Origin of the sequence: Vibrio sp. SCSIO 43097 (genome assembly GCF_023650755.1) — a bacterium.
Classification (GTDB): Bacteria; Pseudomonadota; Gammaproteobacteria; order Enterobacterales; family Vibrionaceae; genus Vibrio; species Vibrio alginolyticus.
Genome location: NZ_CP071841.1, coordinates 645632 through 670241, shown reverse-complemented (window position 1 = coordinate 670241; position 24610 = coordinate 645632). Strand labels below are relative to the sequence as shown.

Genomic DNA, 24610 nt, shown 5'->3' with positions numbered 1-24610 from the left:
TATGCTTAGGAGCGGTTTATGTTTGATTCGATAATTCAGGTCTTGAGTGCCTTTTGGCATCAAGATTTCACGGCGTTAATGGCGCCAGGCAGTGCAGGTTTAGTTTATTTTGTTGTTGCTGTGATTATTTTTTTGGAAAGTGGTTTTATTCCTGCTGCACCTTTCCCATGCGACAGTGTCGTCGTATTATCCGGTACGCTGGCGGCGGTTGGCGTCCTTGACCCAATTATGATCATGTTGGTGATAGCTGTTAGTGCGGGATTGGGAAGTTGGGCGGCTTATTTACAAGGCAAGTGGCTAAATCGCTTACCTAAGGTCCAAGGTTGGGTGAGCGCGGTTCCTCAAAAGCGTTTGGAACAAGTCGACGTATTACTCAGTAAACATGGATTGATTGCGCTTTTTTGTGCGCGGTTTATTCCGGTTGTTCGCTCCCTATTGCCATTAATGATGGGGTTGCGAGTGAAACGTATTAGTAAATTCCATTACTTTGCGTGGTTGAGTGCGATTTTATGGACGCTGATATTATGCGGTTTTGGTTCATTACTTCCTTTGCTACCAGAAAATATGAGCAAAGCAATCACAATGCTATTAATGGCGGCACCAATAATTACTCTTGTGATTGGGATGCTTAGTTTCTTGTTTATTAAAGCACGTCGAGCGTTCTGTAAATCCAAGGATGTGTCAGAGTTTTCCCAGTAAGTTTACTTTGATTTGCACTTTTAAGCTTGTATGCAGATTAGACATCTAATCGACAGGTTTTTATCAGTAAAAAGAAAGGCGCATACATTGCGCCTTTCTTTTTGAGTGTCGTTAGGGTTTCGAATTTAATAGCCAATGCTATATAAGTATTCGCCAACTTCTTTGCACTGAGACTTGTAGATGTTCTCTACTTCAGACTCATTCTTATCTGCTGCTTTAAATTCAAGTTCGGCAGACGATAGCTGGTCAAAGCTGTAGTCTCTCTCAGACATTAAGTAGTGTCTGAACATCGCTCTGTGTTCCGGAACTGCAATACGTGCGTTAGAAACGTTGGCACACTCTAACAAAGTGTCGTTACTCATTTCTTCTGGCTTAGTTTCTGTGTTTGCTAAGGTTGAGCCTGCTGCGAATAGTAATGCTAGTGCGATGGTTGTAGCGATTCTTGTCATTATATGGACCTCAAATTGGTTCTAGTAACAATGAGCATATTGGCTCTTATGGTTACATTTTCGTGTTCTCTGTATGTCATAAAAAGTTAAACAACAGAGAAGGCGTTGCGACCATGAGTAAAGACGTACATTAAGTTCGCTTCCTTTCTTCCTGAGAGGCGATAAAGAGAGCGTTGACTCATGAGTCCGCCATAACTGTCTAGAGGTAAGCGAGATGCTTGTTTTGCCAACTCCAGTAGTGGTGGAGAAGAGAAAGCAATAAGTAAAAAATAATCAGGAGTAAAATCTGATGATAAAACGCCATCAGTAGCTGATGTTCGGCGACAGGAGACAAGCCCGAACAACTCGCGCTTTATATGTAGGTAGTAACTTTCTGATCCCCAAGAACTCAGAGAAGCTGAGGCATGAAAATCAGTGTGTGCTAGCTCAAAATCGTCTTGTTGTGAGAGTTTAAGTAAACGCTCGGAAGTGTAATGTTTGGTGTGGTGCCACTCATGCGCATATGAAGCTGTGATGAGCCCTGAGAGCAGGGACAAAGAAAGCATCAATAATATACGGTGTAGATAACGCAAGAAGTAACCCTAAACATATAAAGCCACAGTTACCCACCATGATTAAGGAATCTTAGTGGAACTATGATAACGATGAAAGCCAGTGTCTGATGAACTCAGCGTATACTAACGAGATGGAAGGGGGATGAACAGAGTTTTCTGATCGCACTTAGGTATATGAGCGAATAACACAATAATTTTCGCTTTCGAGTAAGCGAAAATGGAAAGAGAGTCGTTGCACAGGACGATTAAGCTAACAGGATTATTACTGGGGAAGAAATAGAATCTTCTTTTTTCTTCCCCATATGTGTCACATAGGTATTACGCGCTTGCGTAAATAACGCTGCCGCCTTTTATAGTGTCAATGATCTCGCGAGACAACTTCTCTGGTAAAGCAGGGCAACCCCAACTGCGTCCGAGGTATCCATTCTTCTTGATAAAGGAAGGGTTTGCGTAATCGGCACCGTGCACGACAATGTAACGCTCGCGAGCTTTGTCGTTTAATCCAGAGCTTAGCCCATCTAATCGAAGTGAATAGCCATTTGAGCCGTAGTAAGTGGTATCAGTCAAAAAAGTGCCCAATGATGTTTTTCGCGAGTTCACGACATTTGAAAACTGTGTCGCTGTTTTCTTTCCGCTGTTCACGCCGTGAGAAACATACGTATTGTAGATTAGCTTCTTTTTATCTAAATCAACCACATAAAAACGCTTTTCAGTTGATGGTTTACTATAGTCGATGATCGTTAGTACCGACTTCTTTCTATCGGGTGTCTTCTGATAAGCGATGTAAGCGTCACTGAACAACTTAAAGTCTACTATGCCATCTAGCTTGGCTTGTTTAAACACATGTTCAACTTGCTTTGGTCGTAAATGATCCCTGGGTTCGTTATCTGATTGTTTTGCAAAAGCAAAAGGTGAGACAGACAACAGCGCACATGTAAATAATAAAATTAACTTTTTCATCTTGGCTAAATAAAACTCTATGGTGTTACAAATTTACCGATTGCTTCATGCATTCGTTAAAACAACATGCACATCAATATAATTCTATTCCCAATGTTTCTTATTGCACGCTTAGGTGCTTGATATTGGGTTGACGATAAGTTTTCGAGTTAAAAACTAACTAATTGAAACTTATATAAAATATGAAGTTTAACGATGGTTTCTATAAACTTCGGCGTAAATAATATCTGATATATGTAATTAATAAAACTGTGTTTAAGGATATTTGTGAAGTTGCTAATTTATAAAAACGGCGTTTTATTTTTCGTACTTTAGAAACTCTTTTTATTTCAATGTGTTTTCTTTTTCTACGCTTTATCCAATACCTCAAAAGTTTGTGATTTAACTCGTAACAAATCGTAACGCCGAATCGTTATGTGTATAAGTGCATTTATAATGTATGAATAAACAACAGGGTGGTAAGAAAAGGCAGTAAAACAGCGGTGAATCGGTTGTTTTTAATTCACGATTGACAAAGCCAAGTCTAAGTCGTACAAAAATTGAACTTGTGAATGTATCGTTTAAGTGAGAGTGATGAGCTCGACAAAAGTGAAGTGATGCGTGCTATTGTTTATTCTCTAATTTATTCGATTACATAAGGAAGGGTACATAGTAAAAATTGAAAAAATAATTCTATCGTGTGGATTAAAATATATAAATAATAAAACTTAGAAATTAAAATATAAGAACGCCAGATCTGAATTCATTAAATTTTTGAACATGAAAGTAAACTCTATCTATTATGTTTGGTTTGGTTTGGTTTGGTTTGAAAGCGCTCAAATTGATTTAAGGACGGTTATGACAGCATTTAATAAAGTGTTTATTGTCACTCCCAATGTTAATGATTTTGCAATGTTGCGAGAGTCGTCATTGGAAATGTCTCTTCAAGTAACGGCAAGCAAACCTATCCAACTCTATGGAGAGCCTGTTAAAGCCAGTTGGAAAAGTATTGATATTGAATGGTTAGACGTTAAGGGTGAAAAGCCATTACCCAGGCCTGATATTGCAGCATGGGGATCTTTTACTCTTGCTGTATCCGCTTCTATTGCGGATAAGCTCAATGTGTTAAGCGAGAATGTCGAATTTTTACCATTAAATCTACAAGGAAAGCCTTGGCGAGCATTAAACATTGTCACTCAAATTGATGCCATTGATACCTCTGCTACCGAGTATAATCTTCGTCATGGTAAGCTAAGTCGTGTTAGACCGTTTAAGAAACTCGTTTTGAATAGAGAAGCCGTTAATGAATCTGATTTGTTCAGAGTAAAAGGTGCTGGGCTCAGAACGTTTTGCACGGACAAAAAAGGTGGCTTGTACGATAGAGTCAAAGCGCTGAATTTGACCGGTTTGGATTTCAAGGAAGTGCTGGTTTAAAAACGAATAAATAGTAATTTACTCAACTAAAGTCATAGATATAGGTATGGGGGAACAAAAGCTGAGCATCTATCAATTAAGCTCATATACAACTAAATACAGCCGCCACAGCTGTGACTGCTGTACTTCTCCCCTTAACTTATGTTCTTGAAACCCTAATTGAGCTGACCATGGACGCATCAAATCGACTGTCGTCATTTGCCGATTGCCACCACAAGCTCAATTGTTCTTTAGTCATTGGTTTGCCAAATAAATAGCCTTGCATATAGTCGCAGCGGTATGCCGATAACCATTCATGCATCATATTGTGTTCAATACCTTCTGCTGTAACCGTTTTATTTTGGGCATGGCATAGCTCAATAATAGGTTTGATCACATGTCCGTTGTTGGTGTTCATCAATGTAACGAGGAACTCTCGATCAAATTTGATTTTTTGAACCGGATACTGAACGAGCTGAGTTAACGATGTGTAACCAGAACCAAAGTCATCAATTGCAAGACGGTAGCCACGTTTTGATAGCTCATCAAGTAGGGCCGTGCCTTGTTGTTCTGCGGCAAAGGTTTCGGTTATTTCTATCTCAATACATTCTGGTTTAACACTGTGCAGTGTCGCTTGTTCATGGATGTAGTTTGCCATTTCTATCGAGTTTAGCTCTGCTGATGAAAGATTGACCGAAAGAACAATATCCTTACCGAAAATATTCCTTAATTGATGGTATTCCGCCGTTGCATTGGCGAAAACCCAGCGGTCAATTTTATCAAATAATCCGGCTTGCTCTGCAATTGGAATAAACTCCTTTGGGGGGATAGGGCCGATACCTTCGGCTTCCCAGCGCAACAAGACTTCTAACCCCTCAATTTCGTTGCTTCGATTGTTCATATAGGGTTGAAAAACAAGGTGGAATTCTTCCTCTACATTGCTTTTTCGGAGCGCACGTTCAAGCTGACTTCGTCTTTGAGACTCAATATTGAGAGCGGCTGAATAATAGGCGTATTGATTTTTCCCTGCCCGTTTTGCTTGATACATAGCCGCATCGGCACTGGAGAGTAACTTCGCGATGTCAGTACCGTCTTGAGGATATTGTGCAATACCTACGCTTGCCGTAACGGGAAATGAATTACTCCAAGATGAACTGAGATTACTAATCGGTTTTAGTAACTCTGATGCAAGCAAATCAGGCAAGCGTTTTACCTCTTGATTTGAGCTCAGCAAAATTGCAAATTCGTCACCAGATAACCTGGCGGCAAAGCAGGGGCTGTTGTAATCGTGCGAGAACTTTTGACAAGCATTCTTGATGTGTGATGAGAACACTTTTAATAAGTTATCTCCCAATTCATGCCCGTATTTATCATTCACGTATTTAAAGTTATCAAGATCGACGTAAACAACCCACAGAAACTGCGAAGGGGAGATAAGTTGACGAGTGGCAAGCTCATGAAAACGATGGCGATTGGCGAGTTGCGTCAGGTGATCCGTTTCAGCTAGGCGTTTTGTCTTTTTATAGATGACATTAAGTTCCTCATACATATCAAAAAAGCGTGCAGAGAGGCGTCCTATTTCATCGTTTGTTTCTAGCTTTTCAATATTGTCACGTTGATTAGATTCAAGTTCGTTCAGCTGCTTATCAAGGCGAGAAACAGGGCGCAACACATAGCGGTACAACACCAAAATGATTAATGTGATGGTGAAAAACGCCGCTACGCCAAAGGAGAAAGCAAGTTCTAGCCACACTTTATCGACTTTATTCCACATTAAATATTCGGCAGGAGAAAGCACGGCATAAAAGTGCGGCAGCAGCTCAATGGTTTGAGCGAGAGGAATATCAAGATAAATGGGTTTGTCGGCGAAAGTAATCACGCTGTGCGTGTCAAACTCGATTTCATGCTTAATCTCGTTAAAGGCTTCAAGTGATACGGAAACTACCACAAAAAACACATTTTTCGAGTCAAAGCTCAAAGGGTGAGTCCCCGTTCTTTTGTCGACGACCTCATATTGAAGAAGAATGCTTTGTCCACTGGAGTTATAAATAAAGCCAGTATGACTGAAAGCCTCTCTCTCATTGAAACTTCGTGATATGTACTCTAACACCTTTGGGTCGACCACGCCCGATGATTCGTAATATTTGTTTTCTGTGTAGTAGAGAAGGTTTTGTTTTCCGTCGAGGATCGCCATGCTCGCATCGCCTTTGTAACCATGGCTCAATACTTCAGCGGTCTCGTCTAATCGGTTAAACAAGACTCGTTCACGATAGGGGTTGTTATGATTTACCAAATAGTCTTGTAATACATCACTTTTACTGAGCGTATAGGCATAGCTATTAAGAAAAATATTCGCTTGTCGAAACTGCCCGGCGAGCTTTTCCATCTGCAACTGAATATAGCTGTCTTCCCGCTTGATGAGCGTCACTTTTTGAATGCTATAAATAATATAGCTAGATACTAACGCGCTTAATAAGATCACTGGCGCGACAAGCAAAATGACTCTATTGCTTAACTTCATTATGGTTCTTAGTTTCCGTTTGTGTCCCTACAAACGTCGCGTACCAGGTAAGGTACTGAACGGATGATGTGTTTTGGCAAATTGTAACCAGATTGTAAGGTGAGCGTTCTCCAAAATCAGGCAGCTATCTAAGAATTGTGATGACGTGAAAGGTTTCGAGCTTATTAACTAGAGGTTTTCTCAGTAGTTGGACGTCTCTTTTCTTCCCTCCCTGTATAAAACCTAACTGTAATGACAGGGAAATACTGTCATCGAAACGTTTCGATGATAAAGTGTGACTCAAGTGCACTTTTCCTATTCAATGACAATTGAATTACAGATCATTCTCACACCTTATCGATCTCACACTGGTCAAATTGCGATGACGAATTATTATTTCATCGAAACGTTTCGATGAGTTTTCTGTTAATAACAAAACACTTTAAAACAGGCGCTCATGGTTGTATGAACGTGTAACCGAAAGGTCGATGAGATGAAAAAAAGTACCCTAATTAACTCAGATATTTCTTACTTGGTGGCGACGCTAGGCCACACCGACGAGATCACTATATGTGATGCTGGTCTACCAATCCCAGAGCATGTTCAGCGAATCGATTTGGCGCTAACGCATGGGGTACCAAGTTTTCTTGATACTGTTCGCGTAATTCTATCTGAGTCCCAAATCGAAGGGGTCATCATTGCGGAAGAGTTCTCTGATGCAAGCCCAGTTTTGCATGAAGCGTTGCTCAACGAACTGAGCAAAGAGAGTGAAGAAACGGGCAAATCTATTGAGGTGAGCTACGTGTCACATGAAGCGTTTAAAGCACGCACGGCCCAAAGTCGCGCTATCGTAAGAACGGGCGAATGCTCGCCATATGCGAACGTTATTTTCCAAGCGGGCGTGGTTTTTTAAGCCAGAGATATTGAGGACAGATTATGACTCAAGCCATTCTACAACTAAGCGAAATTGAGAAGGCGTTTCCGGGCGTAAAAGCACTCGACAAAGCAAGCCTGAATGTTTATCCAGGCCGTGTTATGGCGCTGATGGGTGAAAATGGAGCAGGCAAGTCAACGTTAATGAAGGTGTTGACAGGCATTTACCACATGGATGCGGGGAGCATTCAATATCAAGGTCAGCCGGCGGCCTTTAAAGGTCCACGCGATTCACAGGAAGCTGGTATTAGCATTATTCACCAAGAGCTGAACCTGATTCCTGAACTGACGATTGCCGAAAATATTTACTTGGGACGAGAGTTCACTGGATCCTTAGGGCGTATCCAGTGGAGCAAAATGTATGACGAAGCTGACAAGCTTTTAAAACGCCTCAATGTAAAGCATTCATCAAAAACATTGCTTGGCGATTTAAGCCTTGGTGAACAACAAATGGTGGAAATTGCAAAGGCACTTTCGTTTGAGTCGAAAGTCATCATTATGGATGAGCCAACGGACGCATTGACCGATACCGAAACGGAATCACTGTTTAAAGTGATTAATGAGCTCCGCGAGCAAGGATGCGGCATCGTATACATTTCGCATCGTCTTAAAGAAATCTTTGAAATCTGTGACGACATTACCGTGCTTCGTGATGGTAAGTTTATCGGTGAGTGCAAGGTGTCCGACACTGATGAAGATGGCCTAATTGAAATGATGGTTGGCCGAAAATTAGAAGAGCAATATCCACGTATTGATGTCCAACATGGCGAAACTTGTCTTGAAGTCATTGGTTTGACTGGGTCTGGCGTTCAGGATGTGAGCTTTACTCTCAAGCGTGGTGAGATTCTTGGAATTTCTGGCTTGATGGGCGCAGGCCGCACTGAACTCATGAAAGTCATTTACGGCGCATTACCTAGTGAGCATGGTGTTATCAATCTTGATAACAAAACTATTAACCCGGTTAGCCCGCAAGATGGTTTGGCAAATGGTATCGCTTACATCTCTGAAGATCGCAAAGGCGATGGTTTGGTTTTAGGTCTTTCGGTTAAGGAGAACATGTCACTTTGTTCGCTAAACCAGCTGACCAAAGGCTTCCAGATTCAACACAGCGACGAAGTGATTGCTGTGGAAGATTTTATTAAGTTATTCAACATTAAAACCCCAACGCGAGATCAAATCATCGGCAACTTATCTGGTGGTAACCAGCAAAAAGTTGCGATAGCGAAAGGGTTAATGACGAAGCCTAAAGTTCTGATTCTGGATGAGCCGACACGTGGTGTTGATGTCGGAGCAAAAAAAGAGATTTATCAGCTCATCAACAAGTTTAAGGCCGAAGGCATGAGCATCATCTTGGTTTCTTCCGAGATGCCTGAAGTGCTCGGCATGAGCGACCGTATTTTAGTGATGCATGAAGGTCGTATCACTGGCGAATTTGATGCGAAAGACGCCGATCAAGAAAAATTACTCGCCTGTGCCGTAGGCAAAGAGATCAATGAGGAAGCAGCATGAGTACGAATACCATGAGCAAACCAACCGAAACTGGCAACAAGAAGTTGTTCACAAAAGAGTGGCTGATTGAGCAAAAATCACTGATAGCTTTGATCTTTCTGATCGTTGTTGTGTCATTTTTGAACCCGAACTTTTTTACGGTCGACAACATTCTCAACATTCTTCGTCAAACCTCCGTGAATGCCATTATCGCAGTGGGTATGACATTAGTTATTTTAACAGCAGGCATCGACTTAAGTGTTGGTTCGGTATTGGCATTGTGTGGTGCCTTTGCGGCAAGCATGATTGCGCTTGAGGTTCCGGTGCTGGTGGCGGTTCCAACTGCTTTAGTCGCAGGTGCAGCGTTAGGTGCGATCAGCGGTATCATTATTGCGAAGGGTAAGGTGCAGGCATTTATCGCTACGCTGGTTACCATGACGTTACTACGTGGTGTGACCATGGTGTACACCGAAGGTCGACCAATCTCGACAGGCTTTACTGACACCGCGGATGCGTTCGCATGGTTTGGTACTGGCTACGCGCTAGGCATTCCAGTTCCTGTTTGGTTAATGGTGGTTGTGTTCGCTGCGGCTTGGTATTTACTTAACCACACGCGCTTTGGTCGCTATGTTTACGCACTAGGCGGCAATGAGTCTGCGACTCGCCTATCAGGTATCAATGTAGACCGAGTGAAGATTGGTGTCTACGCCATCTGCGGTATGTTAGCAGCGCTTGCAGGTATTATTGTAACGTCTCGTCTTTCTTCGGCGCAGCCAACAGCAGGTATGGGCTACGAGCTAGACGCTATCGCAGCGGTTGTTCTTGGCGGTACCAGCTTGATGGGCGGTAAAGGCCGTATCATGGGTACCTTGATTGGTGCGCTGATCATCGGTTTCTTGAACAATGCACTTAACCTACTTGATGTTTCTTCTTACTACCAAATGATTGCAAAAGCAGTGGTTATCTTGCTTGCGGTATTGGTAGACAACAAAAACAAGTAATTCATAACAATCTGTATATATAACAGTGAATACAAACCGAGTCAGGGGACGTGTACTGGCTCACCCTACACAAAGGACTAGAACGATGAAAAAACTTGCAACTCTTATCTCTGCTGCACTTCTTTCTTCAACCGTATCGGTAGCGGCGCAAGCTCAAGATACCATGGCGATTGTGGTTTCGACGCTAAACAACCCGTTCTTCGTAACGATGAAAGACGGTGCGGAAGCAAAAGCGAAAGAATTGGGGTACGACTTAATTGTACTGGACTCGCAAAATGACCCGAGTAAAGAACTGTCGAACATCGAGGATTTAAGTATTCGCGGCGTAAAAGCAATTCTTATCAACCCAACGGATTCTGATGCAGTGTCTAATGCAATTCGTATGGCGAACCGTTCTAAGATCCCTGTGTTGACATTAGACCGTGGTGCAAGCCGTGGTGAAGTTGTGAGTCACATCGCGTCGGACAACGTAATTGGTGGTGAAATGGCAGGCCACTACATCATGGAAAAAGTCGGCGAAAAAGCAAAAGTCATTCAACTTGAAGGTATTGCGGGCACATCGGCAGCGCGTGAGCGCGGTGAAGGCTTTATGAATGCCGTGAAGGGCAGCGATATGGATCTTCTTGCTAGCCAACCAGCTGACTTTGACCGCACAAAAGGTCTAAACGTAATGGAAAACCTGCTAGCGGCTAACCCGGATGTACAAGCGGTATTTGCACAGAATGATGAAATGGCGCTAGGTGCACTTCGCGCAGTTCAAGCTTCTGGCAAAGATGTCGTTATCGTTGGTTTTGATGGTACGGAAGACGGCATTGCAGCAGTTAACCGTGGCAAACTAGCGGCAACTATTGCTCAGCAACCAGACCTTATCGGTGCTTTAGGTGTTGAAACGGCTGACAAAGTTTTGAAAGGTGAAGAAGTAGAAGAGTACATCCCAGTACCACTAAAAGTAGTCACTAAGTAAGTTTCAAGTTCCAATAAATCATCCTAATTTTTGCTCTCTCCTCCGTTTATATCTGTCGTTTAGGAGGTGAGGGCAAACTTACCCAAAATACTGCAAAGTGTGGGGTATAGATGCCTTTGGTTTTTTATCGAGACTCCTTCGTCAGGAAGAGAAGTTAAAGTCATCTAATGTATTTTCCTAAACAGTTTTTAAAAAGGGTTCATTCAGAACCGAGGATAACCGTATGAATAAGTTAGTGGTGTTAGGTAGTGTAAACGCTGACCATGTTCTTCAAGTGCCTTCTTTCCCTCGCCCAGGCGAGACGCTGCATGGTCGCAACTATCAAGTTATCCCAGGTGGCAAAGGTGCCAACCAAGCCGTCGCGGCGGCGCGATTAAATGCAGACATCGGTTTTATCGCTTGTGTGGGCGACGACTCATTCGGCATTAACATTCGCGAAAACTTCAAAATGGACGGCATCGATATCACTGGTGTGAAGATGCAGCCAAATTGCCCGACAGGTATCGCGATGATTCAAGTGTCGGACAGTGGTGAGAACAGCATTTGCATTTCAGCTGAAGCGAACGCCAAACTGACAGCAGAAGCGATTGAGCCAGATTTAGAGCGCATTCGCCAAGCAGATTACTTGCTAATGCAATTGGAAACGCCGATGTGCGGCATTGAGAAAGCTGCGCGTGTAGCGAAAGATGCCAAAACCAATGTCATTTTGAATCCTGCGCCAGCTCGCGAACTGTCAGATGAATTACTGTCTTGCATTGACGTGATTACACCAAATGAAACGGAAGCTGAAGTTCTGACAGGTATTACTGTAACAGACAACGAAAGCGCGCAAGAAGCGGCGAATGTGCTACATGGTAAAGGTATAGAAATTGTCATGATCACACTCGGTGCAAAAGGCGTTTGGTTAAGCCAAAACGGTCGAGGCGAAATCATCTCGGGTTTCCGCGTTGAAGCGACGGATACTACCGCTGCGGGCGATACATTTAATGGGGCATTCGTCACTGGTCTCCTAGAAGATTTACCTTTAGAATCAGCGATTAAGTTTGCACATGCGGCGGCTGCAATTTCTGTGACCCGCTTTGGCGCGCAAACGTCGATTCCAACCCGCGAAGAGGTGGACGCGTTTCTCGCTGAACAATAAGGCGCACAACGCCTCATTAAAATAGGAGTAGTAACATGGCGACGATGAAAGACATCGCAAAACTGGCAGGGGTTTCCACTTCAACAGTGAGCCATGTTATTAACAAGACGCGTTTTGTGAGCGAAGAGATCTCTGAACGCGTTAACAATGCCGCAAAAGAGCTTAACTACTACGCGCCCTCTGCGTTGGCGCGTAGCCTCAAAGTCAATCGTACCAAAACCATTGGTATGCTCGTGACAACCTCAACCAACCCATTCTTTGGCGAAGTCGTAAAAGGCGTAGAGCGCAGCTGCTACCAAAAAGGCTACAGCCTCATTTTATGTAACACCGAGGGTGATAACGAACGTATGCGTCAATCCATTAATACGCTATTGCAAAAGCGTGTCGATGGTTTGATTTTGATGTGTTCGTCGCTAGAAGGAGAGCGTATCGATGTATTTGAGCGTTACCCAGATATCCCAGTAGTGGTAATGGACTGGGGGCCGATGCTATTTACAAGCGATAAAATCCAAGACAACTCACTTCGTGGCGGTTACTTAGCGGCGAAATACTTAATTGATTGCGGCCATACCGAAATTGGGTGCATCACTGGCCCTTTGATTAAACACCAAGCGCAAATGCGATACGAAGGTTATAAGCGAGCAATGAACGAAGCGGGCTTGGAATTTAATGCCAATTGGATCATTGAATCGGACTTCGAGTGTGAGGGTGGGTATCAAGCGTTCAAAAAAATGGCTCAGCGTGGCGCATTACCTAGCTCGATTTTCGTCTCTAACGATATGATGGCGATGGGGGTGATTAACGCCGCAAATGAGCTCGATATTAAAGTGCCGGACGACCTGTCCATTATTGGTTACGATGACATCCATATCGCGAAATTTATGTCGCCATCGCTAACTACCATTCATCAGCCTAAGTACCGTTTGGGGCAGGCTGCCGTTGAGACTCTTGTACGAAGACTGGACGACAAATCTAACGACGCTCAAGTCGTTCAACTGGAACCAACATTGGTTGTACGCAACAGTGTGACGAATTTCTCTTAATTAAAAACAAACGCATGGTTAACAAATTTAGTGCATATAATTTATAAAAAATGGGCTAAAAAATAAATAAGCATGCAAAACAGATGTTCGAATTTATTAACTCAACATTTGAAAAGTGTGATTTTTTGCGAGTAACTCGAAAGATTTCGTGTCGATAGTGCTTAAAAAGCTTATTATTAATAAAGCCTATAATTAGATTTATAAATTATTGAGATGAATGGAAAATCTTTATGTTAGTTAAGAGATATGCACAGTATTCAGTAAAGAGGCCGTGGTTTCACCGTTTCAATATTTCACTAGTATTAACGGTGTTTGTCGTGAGTGTTTATGAACTACTTGCGAATGAAGAGTATGTATACTTGGCTGGCGTGGTGTTTACATTTGCTTCGACTTTACTGTTCGCGTCAGCATCGACGTTCAAAAAGCGCTACCTAGGACACGAGTCCTAGTTCATTTGGAATGAATAATTGAGATAAATAGGTACTTTCAAGTAAGTAATGAATCTGATTTATGATCGAGTGCATCAAGAGGAGGACAAATGTCCTCCTTTTTGTTGGATATCACGTTCTAATATAGGCGTATTCCAAACAAAATAATAAAGGACATGTTATGGACCTCTTTGCCTTACTCGATATTAATAATACTCTCTTTAACATTCCGATCGGCGACGGCTACGCAATGAGTTGGATCGAAGCTTTCGGTACCGTTTTTGGACTGCTTTGCATTTGGTTTGCCAGCCAAGAAAAAACCATCAACTACTTATTCGGTTTGCTGAATGTCACGCTTTTTGCCGTTATCTTTTTTCAAATTCAGTTATACGGATTATTGCTTCTTCAATTGTTTTTCTTCTGTGCGAACATTTACGGCTGGTATGCGTGGACCCGTCCAAACGCACAAGGTGAAACGCTGGAAGTTCGCTGGTTAAATAAACAGAAACTTATTACTACTGCCTCTATTAGCGTTGCATGTATCGCATTATTAACGATCTATATCGACCCATTTTTCTTTGCGCTAGCAAACATTGCTGTTGATAGCTTGAATCTCTTTGGTGCTGGCTTGGCTGAACCGGTGCTTGAACCTGACGCGTTTCCGTTCTGGGATGCGACCATGACAGTACTTTCTGTTGTTGCACAAATTCTGATGACACGTAAATACGTCGAAAACTGGATTCTATGGGTCGTGATTAATATTATCAGTGTGGGTATCTACGCGACGCAAGGTGTTTACGCAATGTCTGTTCAGTACGCGATTCTTATGTTCATCGCTGCCAATGGCACGCGTGAGTGGGCTCGTAGCGCTAAGCGCAATGGCGATAAAACCTTAGCGCACGCTGCTGCGTAAGGAACGAAAAATGGCCAAACAACCTCATATCGGAGTGGATGAAACACAAATCGCTCCCCTCGTTATTGTATGCGGCGAGCCAGATCGAGCGAATCGTATCGCGGCATTATTTGATGATGCAGAAATGGTGTCGGAAAACCGCGAGTACCGTGTGTTTACCGGCAACTACAAAGGCAAGCCTGTTTCAGTGTGTAGTACAGGTATAGGTGCGCCATCGATGATCATCGCAGTGGAAGAGCTAAAACAGTGCGGTGTGACTCATGTGGTACGTGTTGGATCGGCGGGGGCAATGCAATCAGGCATTCACCTTGGCGAGTTGATCATTGCCGAAGGCGCGGTAAGAGATGAGGGCGGCTCTAAAGCGTATGTCGATTCGTCTTATCCAGCCTACGCAAGCTTTTCACTGTTAAAGGAAGTTGAGCGTTACTTGTCGATGCAAAAAGTGCATTATCATTTTGGTGTGGTGCGTTCTCACGACAGTTTCTATACCGATGACGAAGATGCAATATGCCAACATTGGAACAAGAAAGGCATCTTAGGTGCCGATATGGAAACCTCTGCGCTGTTTACGGTCGGTCGACTACGAGGCCTTCATGTGGCTTCGATATTAAACAACGTGGTGCTGTATCAACAAGATGTGAAAGAAGGTGTTGGTCAGTACGTTGATGAAGCCAAAGTAATGATGCAAGGTGAGAAGAGTGCCGCGATTACGGCATTAGAAGCCTTGGTTGCTCAGCGTTAGCCAGTCTCTATCTCAGTAAGTCACATAAACAGAATAGATGTAAAGCGACAGCTCACTGTCGCTTTTTTATTTGGAGTTACGGGGTACAATCCACCTTAAATAGTTGTCCGTAACTTTTTCTGAGAGAGCAGAAAATGAAAATCAGCCCTTATCCGACTGGTCGCTTCAAAACATACCTTGAAGAAAAGAGTGCCACCTTTCGCGATTTGATTTATCAATGCCAAATAAATTCGCGTTACTTTGATGCTGGGGAAGCAATTCTCCGCCAAGGTGAGCAACTTCAGTACTTGTATGTTGTGCCAGTAGGTCGAGTCTCGATGAACATATTGGCCGCAAATGGACGACGTTTTCAATTAGGGGAAGCTAACTGCGACTATCATATTTATGGTGAAATGGAGTTCTTCACTCAGACTCCTTGTCAATGGAATGTGATAGCAGATGAACATATGCAGGTTGATGTTATCTGTATCCAAAAACTAACCGAAGCACTGCAAAATCATCCCCAAATGATGGTGTTCTTCGCTTCAGCATTGGCTGAGGATTATCAAGACTCCATGGATATCTACACTAATCGTTTGTTGCATCCCATTACTTACAACATTGCCTATGATCTTCTCGTCCGTAATCAGACGGATAAGTTGCTTGGTGGTTTTGATAAAGTGAACCAAGAGGCTGAGCGGTTTGGTACCTCAGGCCGAGTCTATCGACGTGCAGTTAAGGACTTGATTGAAAAGGGATTGATTACAAAAACGGACAACGGTTTGGAGATTATTGATGAGCTGGCACTCAAAGCGTTTATTGAAGCGCATGAATGATACGCCCAGGTATTGGAACTGATGGGTTTTATAAGTCTTTGATATATCTAAGTCTTGAGTAAACGTAACTAATGTAAAGTACCTTAAATTTTGTTGAATGCATTAAAGAGTAGCGTTATATTGCGAACGCGTATGATAATAGATCTCATTAAGGCTTAACAAAATGAAAAAATTCGTTGGTGCGGCTATGCTGTCGTTATTTACTGTTTCTCCTTCTTTCGCTGCTAAAGTTGTGATTGACCACTACATGGGTCAAACAGAGCTAGAACAATCCCCAGAGCGTGTGGTTGTGATTGGCTTTGGCCCGCTAGATGCGTTGGACAACTTTGGTATCGATCCTGTTGCAGTATCTAACTCTTCTAATCTTCCTAGTTACCTTTCAAAATACAGCAAAGATAACTACACCTCTGCGGGTAGTTTGTTTGAACCTGATTTTGAAACCATCTACATGCAAAAACCGGATTTGATTTTGGTTGGTCCGCGAGCGTCTGCGAAATATGAAGAGCTGAGTGAAATTGCCCCTACAGTTGTTTTTGCGGCGAAAGAGAACCAAGGCTATTGGGAAGGCACGCAAGCGCAATGGCGCAATATTGGTAAGATCTTTAATATCGAAGAAAAAGTAGAGCAGAAAATTGAAGCGCTAGATGCTCAATTCAAAGCAATCCGTGACTACAACCAATCGAACAAAAATGATGCATTAACGATTTTGAGCATGGGTGACAACATCAGCGCGTTTGGTGCCCAGTCGCGATTTGGCGTCATTTATAACGACTTTGGCTTCTTGGAAACGGTTGAGCACGTGAAAACGGGCACTCACGGAGATGTCATTTCTTATGAGTTTATTCGTGAAGCTAACCCGAAAAATATTCTCGTGGTTGACCGAAATTCTCTGACAGGTACGCCGGATAACGATATTCGTAAATCCATGGATAACGACTTAGTCAAAGCGACCGCAGCATATAAAAATCATAAAATCACTTATTTAGATGTGGACGCGTGGTACTTATCGATGTCTGGTGTGACAGCAACAGAAAAAATGGTCAGTGAGATAAAGCAAACCGTTGAACTGTAATCCAAGATAGCAGAGGTTAACTTTGAAGAAGTTATTGCTAACCCTTGTGGTTTTAAGCACGGTTTCGTTATTTGTTGGGGTGGCAAACATGACGCCCCAACAACTCTTTTCAGGTGATGAGAAAGCATTAGAACTTTTCTTTACCAGCCGTATACCACGTTTATTTGCCATATTGCTTGCTGGTGCTGGCTTGAGTATTGCAGGTCTTGTCATGCAGCAAATCAGCCAGAACCGATTTGCGGCACCTTCTACAACTGGTACGATCGAATGTGCCATGCTGGGCTATGTACTGAGCGTGGTTTTCTTTGGTAATGATAATCACCTTTGGCTCGTGTTCGGCATCTCGGTATTTGGGACGCTGGCGTTTGTTTTCTTTATTCAGCGCATTCAATTTAAGAGCGTGGTTTTTGTGCCACTTGTCGGGATTATTTTCGGCAATGTCATCCAATCCATGACTACGTTTATCGCTTACAAATATGATGCACTTCAAAGTCTGAATGCTTGGACAGTCGCAAACTTCGCCAACATCTTGCGTGGTGATTTTGAACTGCTGTACATCGCGGTACCAATGGTTATCCTCAGCTATCTTTTTGCCGCAAGGATCTCTGCCGTAGGTATCGGAAAAGATTTCGCGATTAACTTGGGTTTGAATTATCAGCAGGTTGTGACGATTGGCGTGCTATTGGTGTCCATCATGTCAGCAAGTGTCGTGATGATTGTTGGCCAGTTGCCATTCCTAGGGCTGATTGTGCCGAATCTCGTGAGTCACTTTTATGGCGATAACCTCAAAAAGAACATTCCGCTTACGGCCATGTATGGGGCCATTTTAGTGTTGTGTTGCGATTTGGTGAGTCGTTTAATTATTTTCCCTCATGAAATGCCAATCTCTATCGTGATCAGCATATTGGGTGGCGTGGTATTCATCGCTATGTTGTTGCGAGGTAAGCAACATGCGTGATTCAACGAAAATCCTGCTGCTAGGTGGCATTGCGATTCTTTTCGCGTGTCTGTTTATTGGTATTGGGCTAACGGCTGACAACTACCAATATTTTTTGTCTCGTAGAGTTCCTAAAGTATTGGCGATAGTGCTAGCGGGTGTGGCCATTGCTCAGTCTTCACTTGTATTTCAAACCATTACGCACAACCGAATTTTAACGCCAAGTATCATGGGTTTTGATGCGCTGTATGTGTTAACCCAAATTTTGATCGTGTTGATTTTTGGTGGGTTGAGTACCTTAGTTCTTAACTTGTACGTCAATTTCGCGATTGCAGTAATTGTAATGGTGTCGTTTTCGCTACTGCTGTTTGGGTTTTACTTTTCAAAAGGCAGCAAGAACTTGATTACGTTGCTATTGGTCGGCTTGATCTTTGGTCAGCTATTTTCCAATGCGGCGTCATTCTTTTCTTTGCTGATGGACCCAAACACATATGCAATTGTTCAGTCGAAACTGTACGCCAGTTTCAATAATGTCAAAGTGAACTTGGTTTACTTTAGTGCTCCGGCTTTGATGTTTGCATGTTGGTTGTTGTTTAGGATGCATCGCACTTTAGATGTGTTTTGGCTCGACCAAGACAATGCGAAAAGCTTGGGTGTTGATGTACCTAAAGTGACGAGAAATGTGTTTATTATCTCGGCGGTTTTGATTGCTATTTCTACGGCTTTGGTAGGGCCAATCATGTTCTTTGGTTTACTAGTGACCAACTTAAGCCGAGAAATGTTCCGAAGTTACCAACATAAAACGCTATTGGTCGGATGTTCGTTTCTATCCATCAGTTCACTACTTGCTGGGCAATGGATAATCGAAAACGTGTTCAGTTTTGAGACGACGTTGAGTGTCGTAATTAACTTTATCGGCGGTGCGTATTTCTTATACCTGCTGCTGAAAAACAAAGTTGTATAAATATGATAGTAATAGACAAATTAACGAAGGCTTTCGGTTCAAACAAAGTCGTAGACGAGGCCAATACTCAGTTTGAAAAGGGCAAGGTAACATCGATTATCGGTCCAAATGGCGCGGGAAAGAGCACGCTGTTATCTATGGCCTCGCGCTTAACGGAGCGAGATGGCGGTAGTGTTATCATTGATTGCAAGGAAATCGCGGAATGGGACACAAAAGAGCTAGCGAAAAAACTGGCAGTACTTCGCCAAGCTAACTCGATTACAATGCGGTTTACCGTAAAAGAGTTAGTCTCTTTTGGTCGTTTCCCATACTCTAAAGGAAATCTGACTAAAGAAGATCATGAGGTCATAGAACAAGCGATCGACTACTTAGATTTGCAAGATATTCAAGACAAATACTTGGATGAATTAAGTGGTGGTCAGCGACAGCTTGCATTTATTGCTATGGTGATTGCACAAGATACAGACTATGTCTTTCTTGATGAGCCTCTTAATAACTTAGATATCAAACACTCTCTTCAGATCATGAAAGTTGTGCAGCAGTTAGCCCATGACATGAATAAAGCCATGGTGGTCGTGATTCATGATATTAATTTCGCGGCGTGTTACTCAGATGTCATATTGGCGCTTAAGAAAGGTAAAGTTGTGGCGAGTGGTGCGGTTGAAGAGGTTATTCAAGCATCTACGCTAGAGGACATCTATGAAACGCCATTTAACATCATAGAGTTAAACGGTAAGCGCATGTGTACTTATCATTAAGCGAACTAGTTCGTTTTTAACGAGATCAATAGATAGGCGGGCTTACTTGGTGAGCTCGTCTATGATTGGGCATCGGCTCTCTGCATCTCCAGGACAAGAAGAAACCCAACCTTCAAGTTGTGTTTTGATCTCCATGAGGTGTGCAATTTTTTCTTCAACCTCTCTCAGTTTGTCCATGGTTCTTGCTTTTACTTCGCTACTTTTGCGGTTGGGGTTATGAGCAAGTTGTACGAACTCTTTGCATTCTTGCAATGAAAAGCCTGCGCTTTTTGCGCGTGATACCAAGTTAAGCTCTTGAATATGATTATCTGAATATTCGCGATAGCCAGAGTCGCTACGCGCTGGTGGAGATATGATCCCTTTGTCTTCATATAATCGAATCGACTTAGATGAAAGCCCTGTGAGCTTCGCGACAGCACCAATATTCATGTTTAACCTCCATAACGTTTAAGGCGAGTATATACCGATGTTGTGGATAAGACACTCCTAAATAACAGTTAGTTACCTAGAGTCCCCTTACTCTTTAATCACTTCATGTGGTGGCACACCAAATGCCTTTTTAAAGGCATAAGTGAAGTTAGAAGGGTGGTGGTATCCGGCTTCATAGGCGGCTTCTGTTATCGTCACTAAGCCACGTTCTAAATGTTGCCTAGCAATCTCAAGACGTCGAAAACGAATGTAGCCGTTTATGGTCATATTAAGTGATTGTTTAAATCGGCGCTGCAGGTTTGAAACACTCATTGAGAACTGGCTCGCCAACTTTTCTAAGCGTAGTTCTTGATCAAGGTGAGTTTCAATATAGCTGACAATATCCTCAATCCGACCATCAATGTGTCGTTCAATACTGCTGTTTTTAGCACTGAAATTCTTAGGAATTTGCTTGGTGGCTTGATGTAATATTTGATAGATCAAGCTTTCGACCTCTAGCTTCTCTTGGAACTCTTGCGGTGTTTCTCTATTTGTTAACGTTTCAGCCAGTTCGCATAGCGTCTGGTTAAGCTCCAACTGTTGAAACGCCTGATGAGAGTTAAAAAAGGCTCGATGGCTACAATTTTGCTCAAGGCGGGCCTCTAGCCATTGGGGCTTAACCAATATGTTGATCTTATTAATGAGGTTATCTTTGAGCAGTGAACGACGAAAATTTGCAGGTTTGAGTAAGTTCACCACTACACCCTTAGGGCCGTCGCTCGCGTCTAAATCAAATTGCAAACCGTCGTAGCCAAACGAGAGTCTACCTTCTAAAAGAATAGTGACCAGCAGTGAGGCGTGTGCAGTAGAAACAATATTCGAATCAATAAGTTCTAGACAACGCCCACCATGAACAAAAATTTGATCATTGTACTGATATGATAGGAACTTACCTTCGGCCAGTTGAGTTTGACAAGGTTGGCCTTGCGTGACAATCCATTGTTTCTCTGTCGCCTCTAGTCTTTGGGTTAAAGCTATCTTGGCAATTTTAGTTCGTTTTGTTGTGACTTCCTGCATTTGACACTTCCTCATAACACTTGTGCGATTTCGCATAACCAAATCGCCTTTGTATTTATAAAACTCATGCTTATTATACCTGAGAATTATTATCATTAATATTTAGGAATGAAGTTATGGAAAGCCCTGCTTGTTCACCTATCAAGCTTTCAAGCCTTTGCCTTGCAGTGGGAATGGCGCTATCAACCCCTGTTTTAGCTCAAGATACTGAGTCACATTTTGAAGAGGTCGTTGTATGGGGAACGAAAGTTTCCAGCAACACTGAGTCGATGTTTGCGGACGACATGTCACTGAAGCAAGCGGATCATATGTCTGATTTACTGCGCGATATTCCCGGTGTAGATGTTGGTGGAACACACTCTGTGAATCAACGTATTACGATTCGTGGTTTGAGCGAAACCGATTTGGACATTCGTCTTGACGGTGCTTCTCAGCATGCGAGCATGTTCCATCATATTGGTAACTTGACGCTGAACCCTGACATTCTCAAATCTGCGGACATTCAGGTAGGTAATAACTCTGTGACTCAAAACGGGTTAGGCGGTTCGGTTTACTTTGAAACGAAAGACGCTCGTGACTTACTTCGTTACGATGAAAAGTTTGGTGCGCGTGTTTATGGCGGCTATGCATCTAACGACAACCAGCAAGGTTCGTTGACACTGTACGGACTTTTGTCCGAAAACATTGATGCGATGGTCTATGGCCATTACGTTACGCGTGATGATTTTGAAGATGGTGATGGCAATAAAACCTATGGTGCTGCAGGTGATGTTTACAACATTCTGGCTAAGCTGGGGTATGAACTAAATGACATCCATCGTTTTGAGCTCTCTTATGACATGTACCGAGACAGTGGAGATTACAGTCCGCGTCCTGATATGTCTGGTAGTGCAAATAATAGCCTGTCGAGCAAGTTACTTATCCCTACGGATTATGACCGCGATACCGTTACCTTGAGTTACGAGTTGCGAGGCGAACAACACCAAGGAAACGTCACTCTTTATAATACCGAGACAGAAATTAAACGTGACGAAACGGTGATGGCCCCTCGTTGGCCCTCGAACCGTTTATCAAAGAACACCGCCAAAAACCAAAACTTTGGTTTGAATGGCAAATTCCAGTCAGATGTTATGTTAGGTGAGTTTGATAATCGAGTCACTTATGGCTTCGACTACATGGATAAAACGTCTTCGAGTTACTACGGTAGTCGTAAGTTTATGGACGAATCGGCGATTTCAACCGCACTGTTTGTAGAAGATCAGTTCTTCTTCTCTGATGCCTTCTTTATTACCGCAGGTATGCGCTTTGATGATTACAAACGCAAAGCTGAGACAGGAACCAGTAATTATGATGATGTGACTTGGGCTCTAGCAGCAGAGTGGGCGGTGACTCAAGATTGGACGTTGTTTGCGAGTGCACGTTCTCTATTTAAAGGTCCAGAGCTAATGGAAACCTTTATTGCTTACCAAGACGTTGCATTTTTAGAGGATGGGCTAAAGCCAGAAACGGGATTGAACACGCAGGGTGGTGTTCGTTTTGATAAAACCTTTGATAAGCATTTCTTTGGGGCGAATATTACGGTATTCCAAACGGAAATTGATGATTACATTGCAGACCAGTATCAAAACGCGACTCAAACTTACCTGATTTACAACTTAGGTGATGTTGAGATTAAAGGCTTTGAAGCAAGTGCTTCTTATGGTTACGACAAGTTTAACAGCAAACTTTCTTACTCTAAGTCGGACACCAAAAACAAGAATACTGGTGGTCCTGTTGCTGGGGGCAATGGGCGTAGCATTGATATGGGTGATAGCATTGCTCTAACTTTGGATTACCAGTCAGACGCTTTAGAAACGATCTTCGGGTGGAACTCAATGTTTGTTCTAGAGGAAGACAACGTCTTTGATGGTCAGCCAAAGAAAGCAAGTTATGATGTACATAATCTATACGCTCAATGGGTGCCGTCTGATATTGATGGACTGTCGGTGACCTTTGGTATTGATAATGTATTTGACGAGTTGTACAGCTCTCACGCGTCTCGTTCTGGTACTGCACGTGGCTTCACGCTTGATGACTACGAGCCGGGTCGCAACTTCAAGCTCTCTGCAGCTTATCAATTCTAACAAGGTTCTTCATAGGACGTTTCAAAGTAACGAGTAAGTTCATGATTAAAGAAAGCACCCGAATAGATAGCGAACACGCTGACAAATACTTAGTGACGCTTTGTCGGCATTTTGGACGAAAAGTTCCTGCTACTTGGAATGAAAATAGCGGTTTGGTGACATTTCCGACGGGAAAAGCTGAGTTTAACCTTTGTGTATCTAGCTTAACTATAACCTGTGAGGCGGATTCAGAAGAGAAACTGAATACGGTTAAGGCGATCATTTCATCGCATGTGGACATGTTTTCTCGTCGAGAAACACTAGCACTTAGCTGGGTTCGTTAGCGCTCGTTTAAGGATGCTGTGATAGAAAGGGAATGTTAAAAGCAAAAGCCCGCAATCTTATGATTTGCGGGCTTTTATTGTTTGAATGCTATTGCGCTTTCTCAGGCTCTAGGCTTTTTTTTTCCTGCTGCATTTTTGCTAGGAAGTAGATGTTAACGCAAGCAATAAAACCGTTAGTTAGTACTACAGGCCAAGAATCAATCATTAGTCCGTAAGCGGTAAATAGCGCACAACCAATAAAGTTAAGGATACGAAGCTTAACAATATCTTTCATAGTTAGCGAAATAGCGACCATGATTGACGCTGCATAACCTAAAATCTCAACCATATTCATGTCCATTTTTTGACCCTCTTAAAATCTGCCGAATTTTGTCGGTACCAATTCTTCTCATCTTGAGATTAATGAGGAAGCTCCATGCCTCGAATGGTCTTTTTTTGTTGTATGGACGCACTATATCAATGGAAAAACCGTGATAAAAGCCTCAAATCAAGGTTAAGAGAAGGTTAGCGATTACGCAAACGTTTAGGACTGGAATTGCTGATAATTTTACTTATTGTGTTGATTGATAATAACGATGACATTAATAGCTCAAACACCATTGAAAGTAAGGGAATATTTACATATCATTGAAAATGATAATTATTTTCAAGTGCTGTGTTTATGTATTTTATTATTAGCTTGCTCGTGTTTTTTTTGCTGTATATCAGAACAAAACCGAACTCGTGGTGTGCGGGGATTCATATCGTAAGCCACTTTTTTATCGTTGCATTTTGTCCTGCAATTTATGTTGTTCAATATTTAATCGTTACGTTTTTTTCGTCACCGATATTGATTAAGCTGTCATCACGCTCCGGTGTATACAACATTCTCATTGCTTTTCTTCCATTATTGATCGCAACCGGCAGTCTGGCGTTTAGCTGAATGA

Annotated in this window: 25 protein-coding genes; 18 read left to right on the top strand and 7 right to left on the bottom strand. The window is 42.6% G+C overall.

What is annotated here, in order from left to right:
- Nucleotides 1–18: 18 nt before the first annotated feature.
- Nucleotides 19–699, top strand: a complete 681-nt coding sequence (locus J4N40_RS19385; protein WP_250654667.1) for a DedA family protein — start codon at nucleotides 19–21, stop codon at nucleotides 697–699.
- Between the two features lie 125 nt (nucleotides 700–824).
- Here J4N40_RS19385 and J4N40_RS19380 read toward each other — a convergent pair whose 3' ends face one another.
- The 3 genes from J4N40_RS19380 to J4N40_RS19370 form a co-directional block, all read right to left on the bottom strand.
- Nucleotides 825–1148: a hypothetical protein gene (locus J4N40_RS19380; RefSeq protein ID WP_005373158.1), complete on the bottom strand. Its 324-nt coding sequence runs from the start codon at nucleotides 1146–1148 to the stop codon at nucleotides 825–827.
- Between the two features lie 86 nt (nucleotides 1149–1234).
- Nucleotides 1235–1693, bottom strand: coding sequence for a hypothetical protein (locus J4N40_RS19375; protein WP_017633653.1), 459 nt, complete (start codon nucleotides 1691–1693; stop codon nucleotides 1235–1237).
- Nucleotides 1694–2020: 327 nt separating this feature from the next.
- Entirely contained in the window at nucleotides 2021–2662 is a 642-nt protein-coding gene (locus J4N40_RS19370; protein ID WP_005373154.1) for a murein L,D-transpeptidase catalytic domain family protein, read from the bottom strand.
- Between the two features lie 837 nt (nucleotides 2663–3499).
- Here J4N40_RS19370 and J4N40_RS19365 point away from each other — a divergent pair.
- Entirely contained in the window at nucleotides 3500–4075 is a 576-nt protein-coding gene (locus tag J4N40_RS19365) for an imm11 family protein (RefSeq protein ID WP_206954258.1), read from the top strand.
- Between the two features lie 139 nt (nucleotides 4076–4214).
- Here the strand turns inward: J4N40_RS19365 and J4N40_RS19360 are convergent, their stop codons facing one another.
- Nucleotides 4215–6575, bottom strand: coding sequence for an EAL domain-containing protein (locus J4N40_RS19360; protein WP_238970430.1), 2361 nt, complete (start codon nucleotides 6573–6575; stop codon nucleotides 4215–4217).
- Nucleotides 6576–7047: 472 nt separating this feature from the next.
- Here J4N40_RS19360 and rbsD point away from each other — a divergent pair, with 472 nt between their 5' ends.
- The 14 genes from rbsD (at nucleotide 7048) to vctC (ending at nucleotide 19753) form a co-directional block, all read left to right on the top strand.
- Nucleotides 7048–7467 (top strand): D-ribose pyranase, encoded by a 420-nt coding sequence (rbsD, locus tag J4N40_RS19355; RefSeq protein ID WP_005382620.1) that lies wholly within the window; start codon nucleotides 7048–7050, stop codon nucleotides 7465–7467.
- 23 nt (nucleotides 7468–7490) lie between these two features.
- Nucleotides 7491–8996: a ribose ABC transporter ATP-binding protein RbsA gene (rbsA, locus tag J4N40_RS19350; protein WP_206954260.1), complete on the top strand. Its 1506-nt coding sequence runs from the start codon at nucleotides 7491–7493 to the stop codon at nucleotides 8994–8996.
- The gene (gene rbsC / locus J4N40_RS19345; RefSeq protein ID WP_005382618.1) at nucleotides 8993–9976 is read left to right on the top strand and encodes a ribose ABC transporter permease; all 984 of its coding nucleotides are present in this window, start codon (nucleotides 8993–8995) and stop codon (nucleotides 9974–9976) included. Before rbsA ends, rbsC begins: the two co-directional genes overlap by 4 nt.
- Before the next feature lie 85 nt (nucleotides 9977–10061).
- Nucleotides 10062–10940 (top strand): ribose ABC transporter substrate-binding protein RbsB, encoded by an 879-nt coding sequence (gene rbsB, locus J4N40_RS19340; RefSeq protein ID WP_005373143.1) that lies wholly within the window; start codon nucleotides 10062–10064, stop codon nucleotides 10938–10940.
- Nucleotides 10941–11163: 223 nt separating this feature from the next.
- Entirely contained in the window at nucleotides 11164–12081 is a 918-nt protein-coding gene (gene rbsK, locus J4N40_RS19335) for a ribokinase (RefSeq protein WP_047101385.1), read from the top strand.
- A 35-nt stretch (nucleotides 12082–12116) separates the two neighbouring features.
- Nucleotides 12117–13124, top strand: a complete 1008-nt coding sequence (locus J4N40_RS19330; protein WP_033906467.1) for a substrate-binding domain-containing protein — start codon at nucleotides 12117–12119, stop codon at nucleotides 13122–13124.
- Nucleotides 13125–13354: 230 nt separating this feature from the next.
- A complete protein-coding gene (locus J4N40_RS19325; protein WP_005499106.1) occupies nucleotides 13355–13573 on the top strand; it encodes a hypothetical protein in 219 nt (72 codons plus the stop codon).
- Between the two features lie 160 nt (nucleotides 13574–13733).
- Nucleotides 13734–14465: a nicotinamide riboside transporter PnuC gene (pnuC, locus tag J4N40_RS19320; protein WP_171345626.1), complete on the top strand. Its 732-nt coding sequence runs from the start codon at nucleotides 13734–13736 to the stop codon at nucleotides 14463–14465.
- Nucleotides 14466–14475: 10 nt separating this feature from the next.
- Nucleotides 14476–15207 carry a nucleoside phosphorylase gene (locus tag J4N40_RS19315; RefSeq protein ID WP_017635382.1) on the top strand — a complete coding sequence of 244 codons (732 nt, stop codon included), beginning with the start codon at nucleotides 14476–14478 and terminating at the stop codon, nucleotides 15205–15207.
- Between the two features lie 134 nt (nucleotides 15208–15341).
- Complete coding sequence (locus J4N40_RS19310) at nucleotides 15342–16022, top strand: Crp/Fnr family transcriptional regulator (RefSeq protein ID WP_005382613.1); 681 nt, start codon at nucleotides 15342–15344, stop codon at nucleotides 16020–16022.
- Nucleotides 16023–16185: 163 nt separating this feature from the next.
- A complete protein-coding gene (locus J4N40_RS19305) occupies nucleotides 16186–17094 on the top strand; it encodes a siderophore ABC transporter substrate-binding protein (protein WP_005376635.1) in 909 nt (302 codons plus the stop codon).
- 22 nt (nucleotides 17095–17116) lie between these two features.
- Entirely contained in the window at nucleotides 17117–18052 is a 936-nt protein-coding gene (vctD, locus tag J4N40_RS19300) for an iron chelate uptake ABC transporter permease subunit VctD (RefSeq protein WP_017820306.1), read from the top strand.
- Complete coding sequence (gene vctG, locus J4N40_RS19295; RefSeq protein WP_005376631.1) at nucleotides 18045–18995, top strand: iron chelate uptake ABC transporter permease subunit VctG; 951 nt, start codon at nucleotides 18045–18047, stop codon at nucleotides 18993–18995. The genes vctD and vctG overlap by 8 nt, the downstream gene beginning before the upstream one ends.
- Nucleotides 18996–18997: 2 nt before the next feature.
- Nucleotides 18998–19753: an iron chelate ABC transporter ATP-binding protein VctC gene (gene vctC / locus J4N40_RS19290; protein ID WP_017635379.1), complete on the top strand. Its 756-nt coding sequence runs from the start codon at nucleotides 18998–19000 to the stop codon at nucleotides 19751–19753.
- Between the two features lie 42 nt (nucleotides 19754–19795).
- Here the strand turns inward: vctC and cueR are convergent, their stop codons facing one another.
- Nucleotides 19796–20182, bottom strand: a complete 387-nt coding sequence (gene cueR, locus J4N40_RS19285; RefSeq protein ID WP_005376627.1) for a Cu(I)-responsive transcriptional regulator — start codon at nucleotides 20180–20182, stop codon at nucleotides 19796–19798.
- A gap of 87 nt (nucleotides 20183–20269) precedes the next feature.
- Nucleotides 20270–21238: a helix-turn-helix domain-containing protein gene (locus J4N40_RS19280; protein WP_250654666.1), complete on the bottom strand. Its 969-nt coding sequence runs from the start codon at nucleotides 21236–21238 to the stop codon at nucleotides 20270–20272.
- A 116-nt stretch (nucleotides 21239–21354) separates the two neighbouring features.
- Between J4N40_RS19280 and J4N40_RS19275 the strand changes: the two genes are divergently transcribed.
- On the top strand, nucleotides 21355–23361 hold the full coding sequence (locus J4N40_RS19275; protein ID WP_005382608.1) for a TonB-dependent siderophore receptor: 2007 nt from the start codon (nucleotides 21355–21357) through the stop codon (nucleotides 23359–23361).
- A gap of 41 nt (nucleotides 23362–23402) precedes the next feature.
- On the top strand, nucleotides 23403–23684 hold the full coding sequence (locus tag J4N40_RS19270) for a DUF2218 domain-containing protein (RefSeq protein ID WP_250654665.1): 282 nt from the start codon (nucleotides 23403–23405) through the stop codon (nucleotides 23682–23684).
- Nucleotides 23685–23772: 88 nt separating this feature from the next.
- On the opposite strand, the gene J4N40_RS19265 is transcribed toward J4N40_RS19270, so the two are convergent.
- On the bottom strand, nucleotides 23773–24024 hold the full coding sequence (locus tag J4N40_RS19265; protein ID WP_005376619.1) for a YgjV family protein: 252 nt from the start codon (nucleotides 24022–24024) through the stop codon (nucleotides 23773–23775).
- Nucleotides 24025–24610 lie beyond the last annotated feature (586 nt).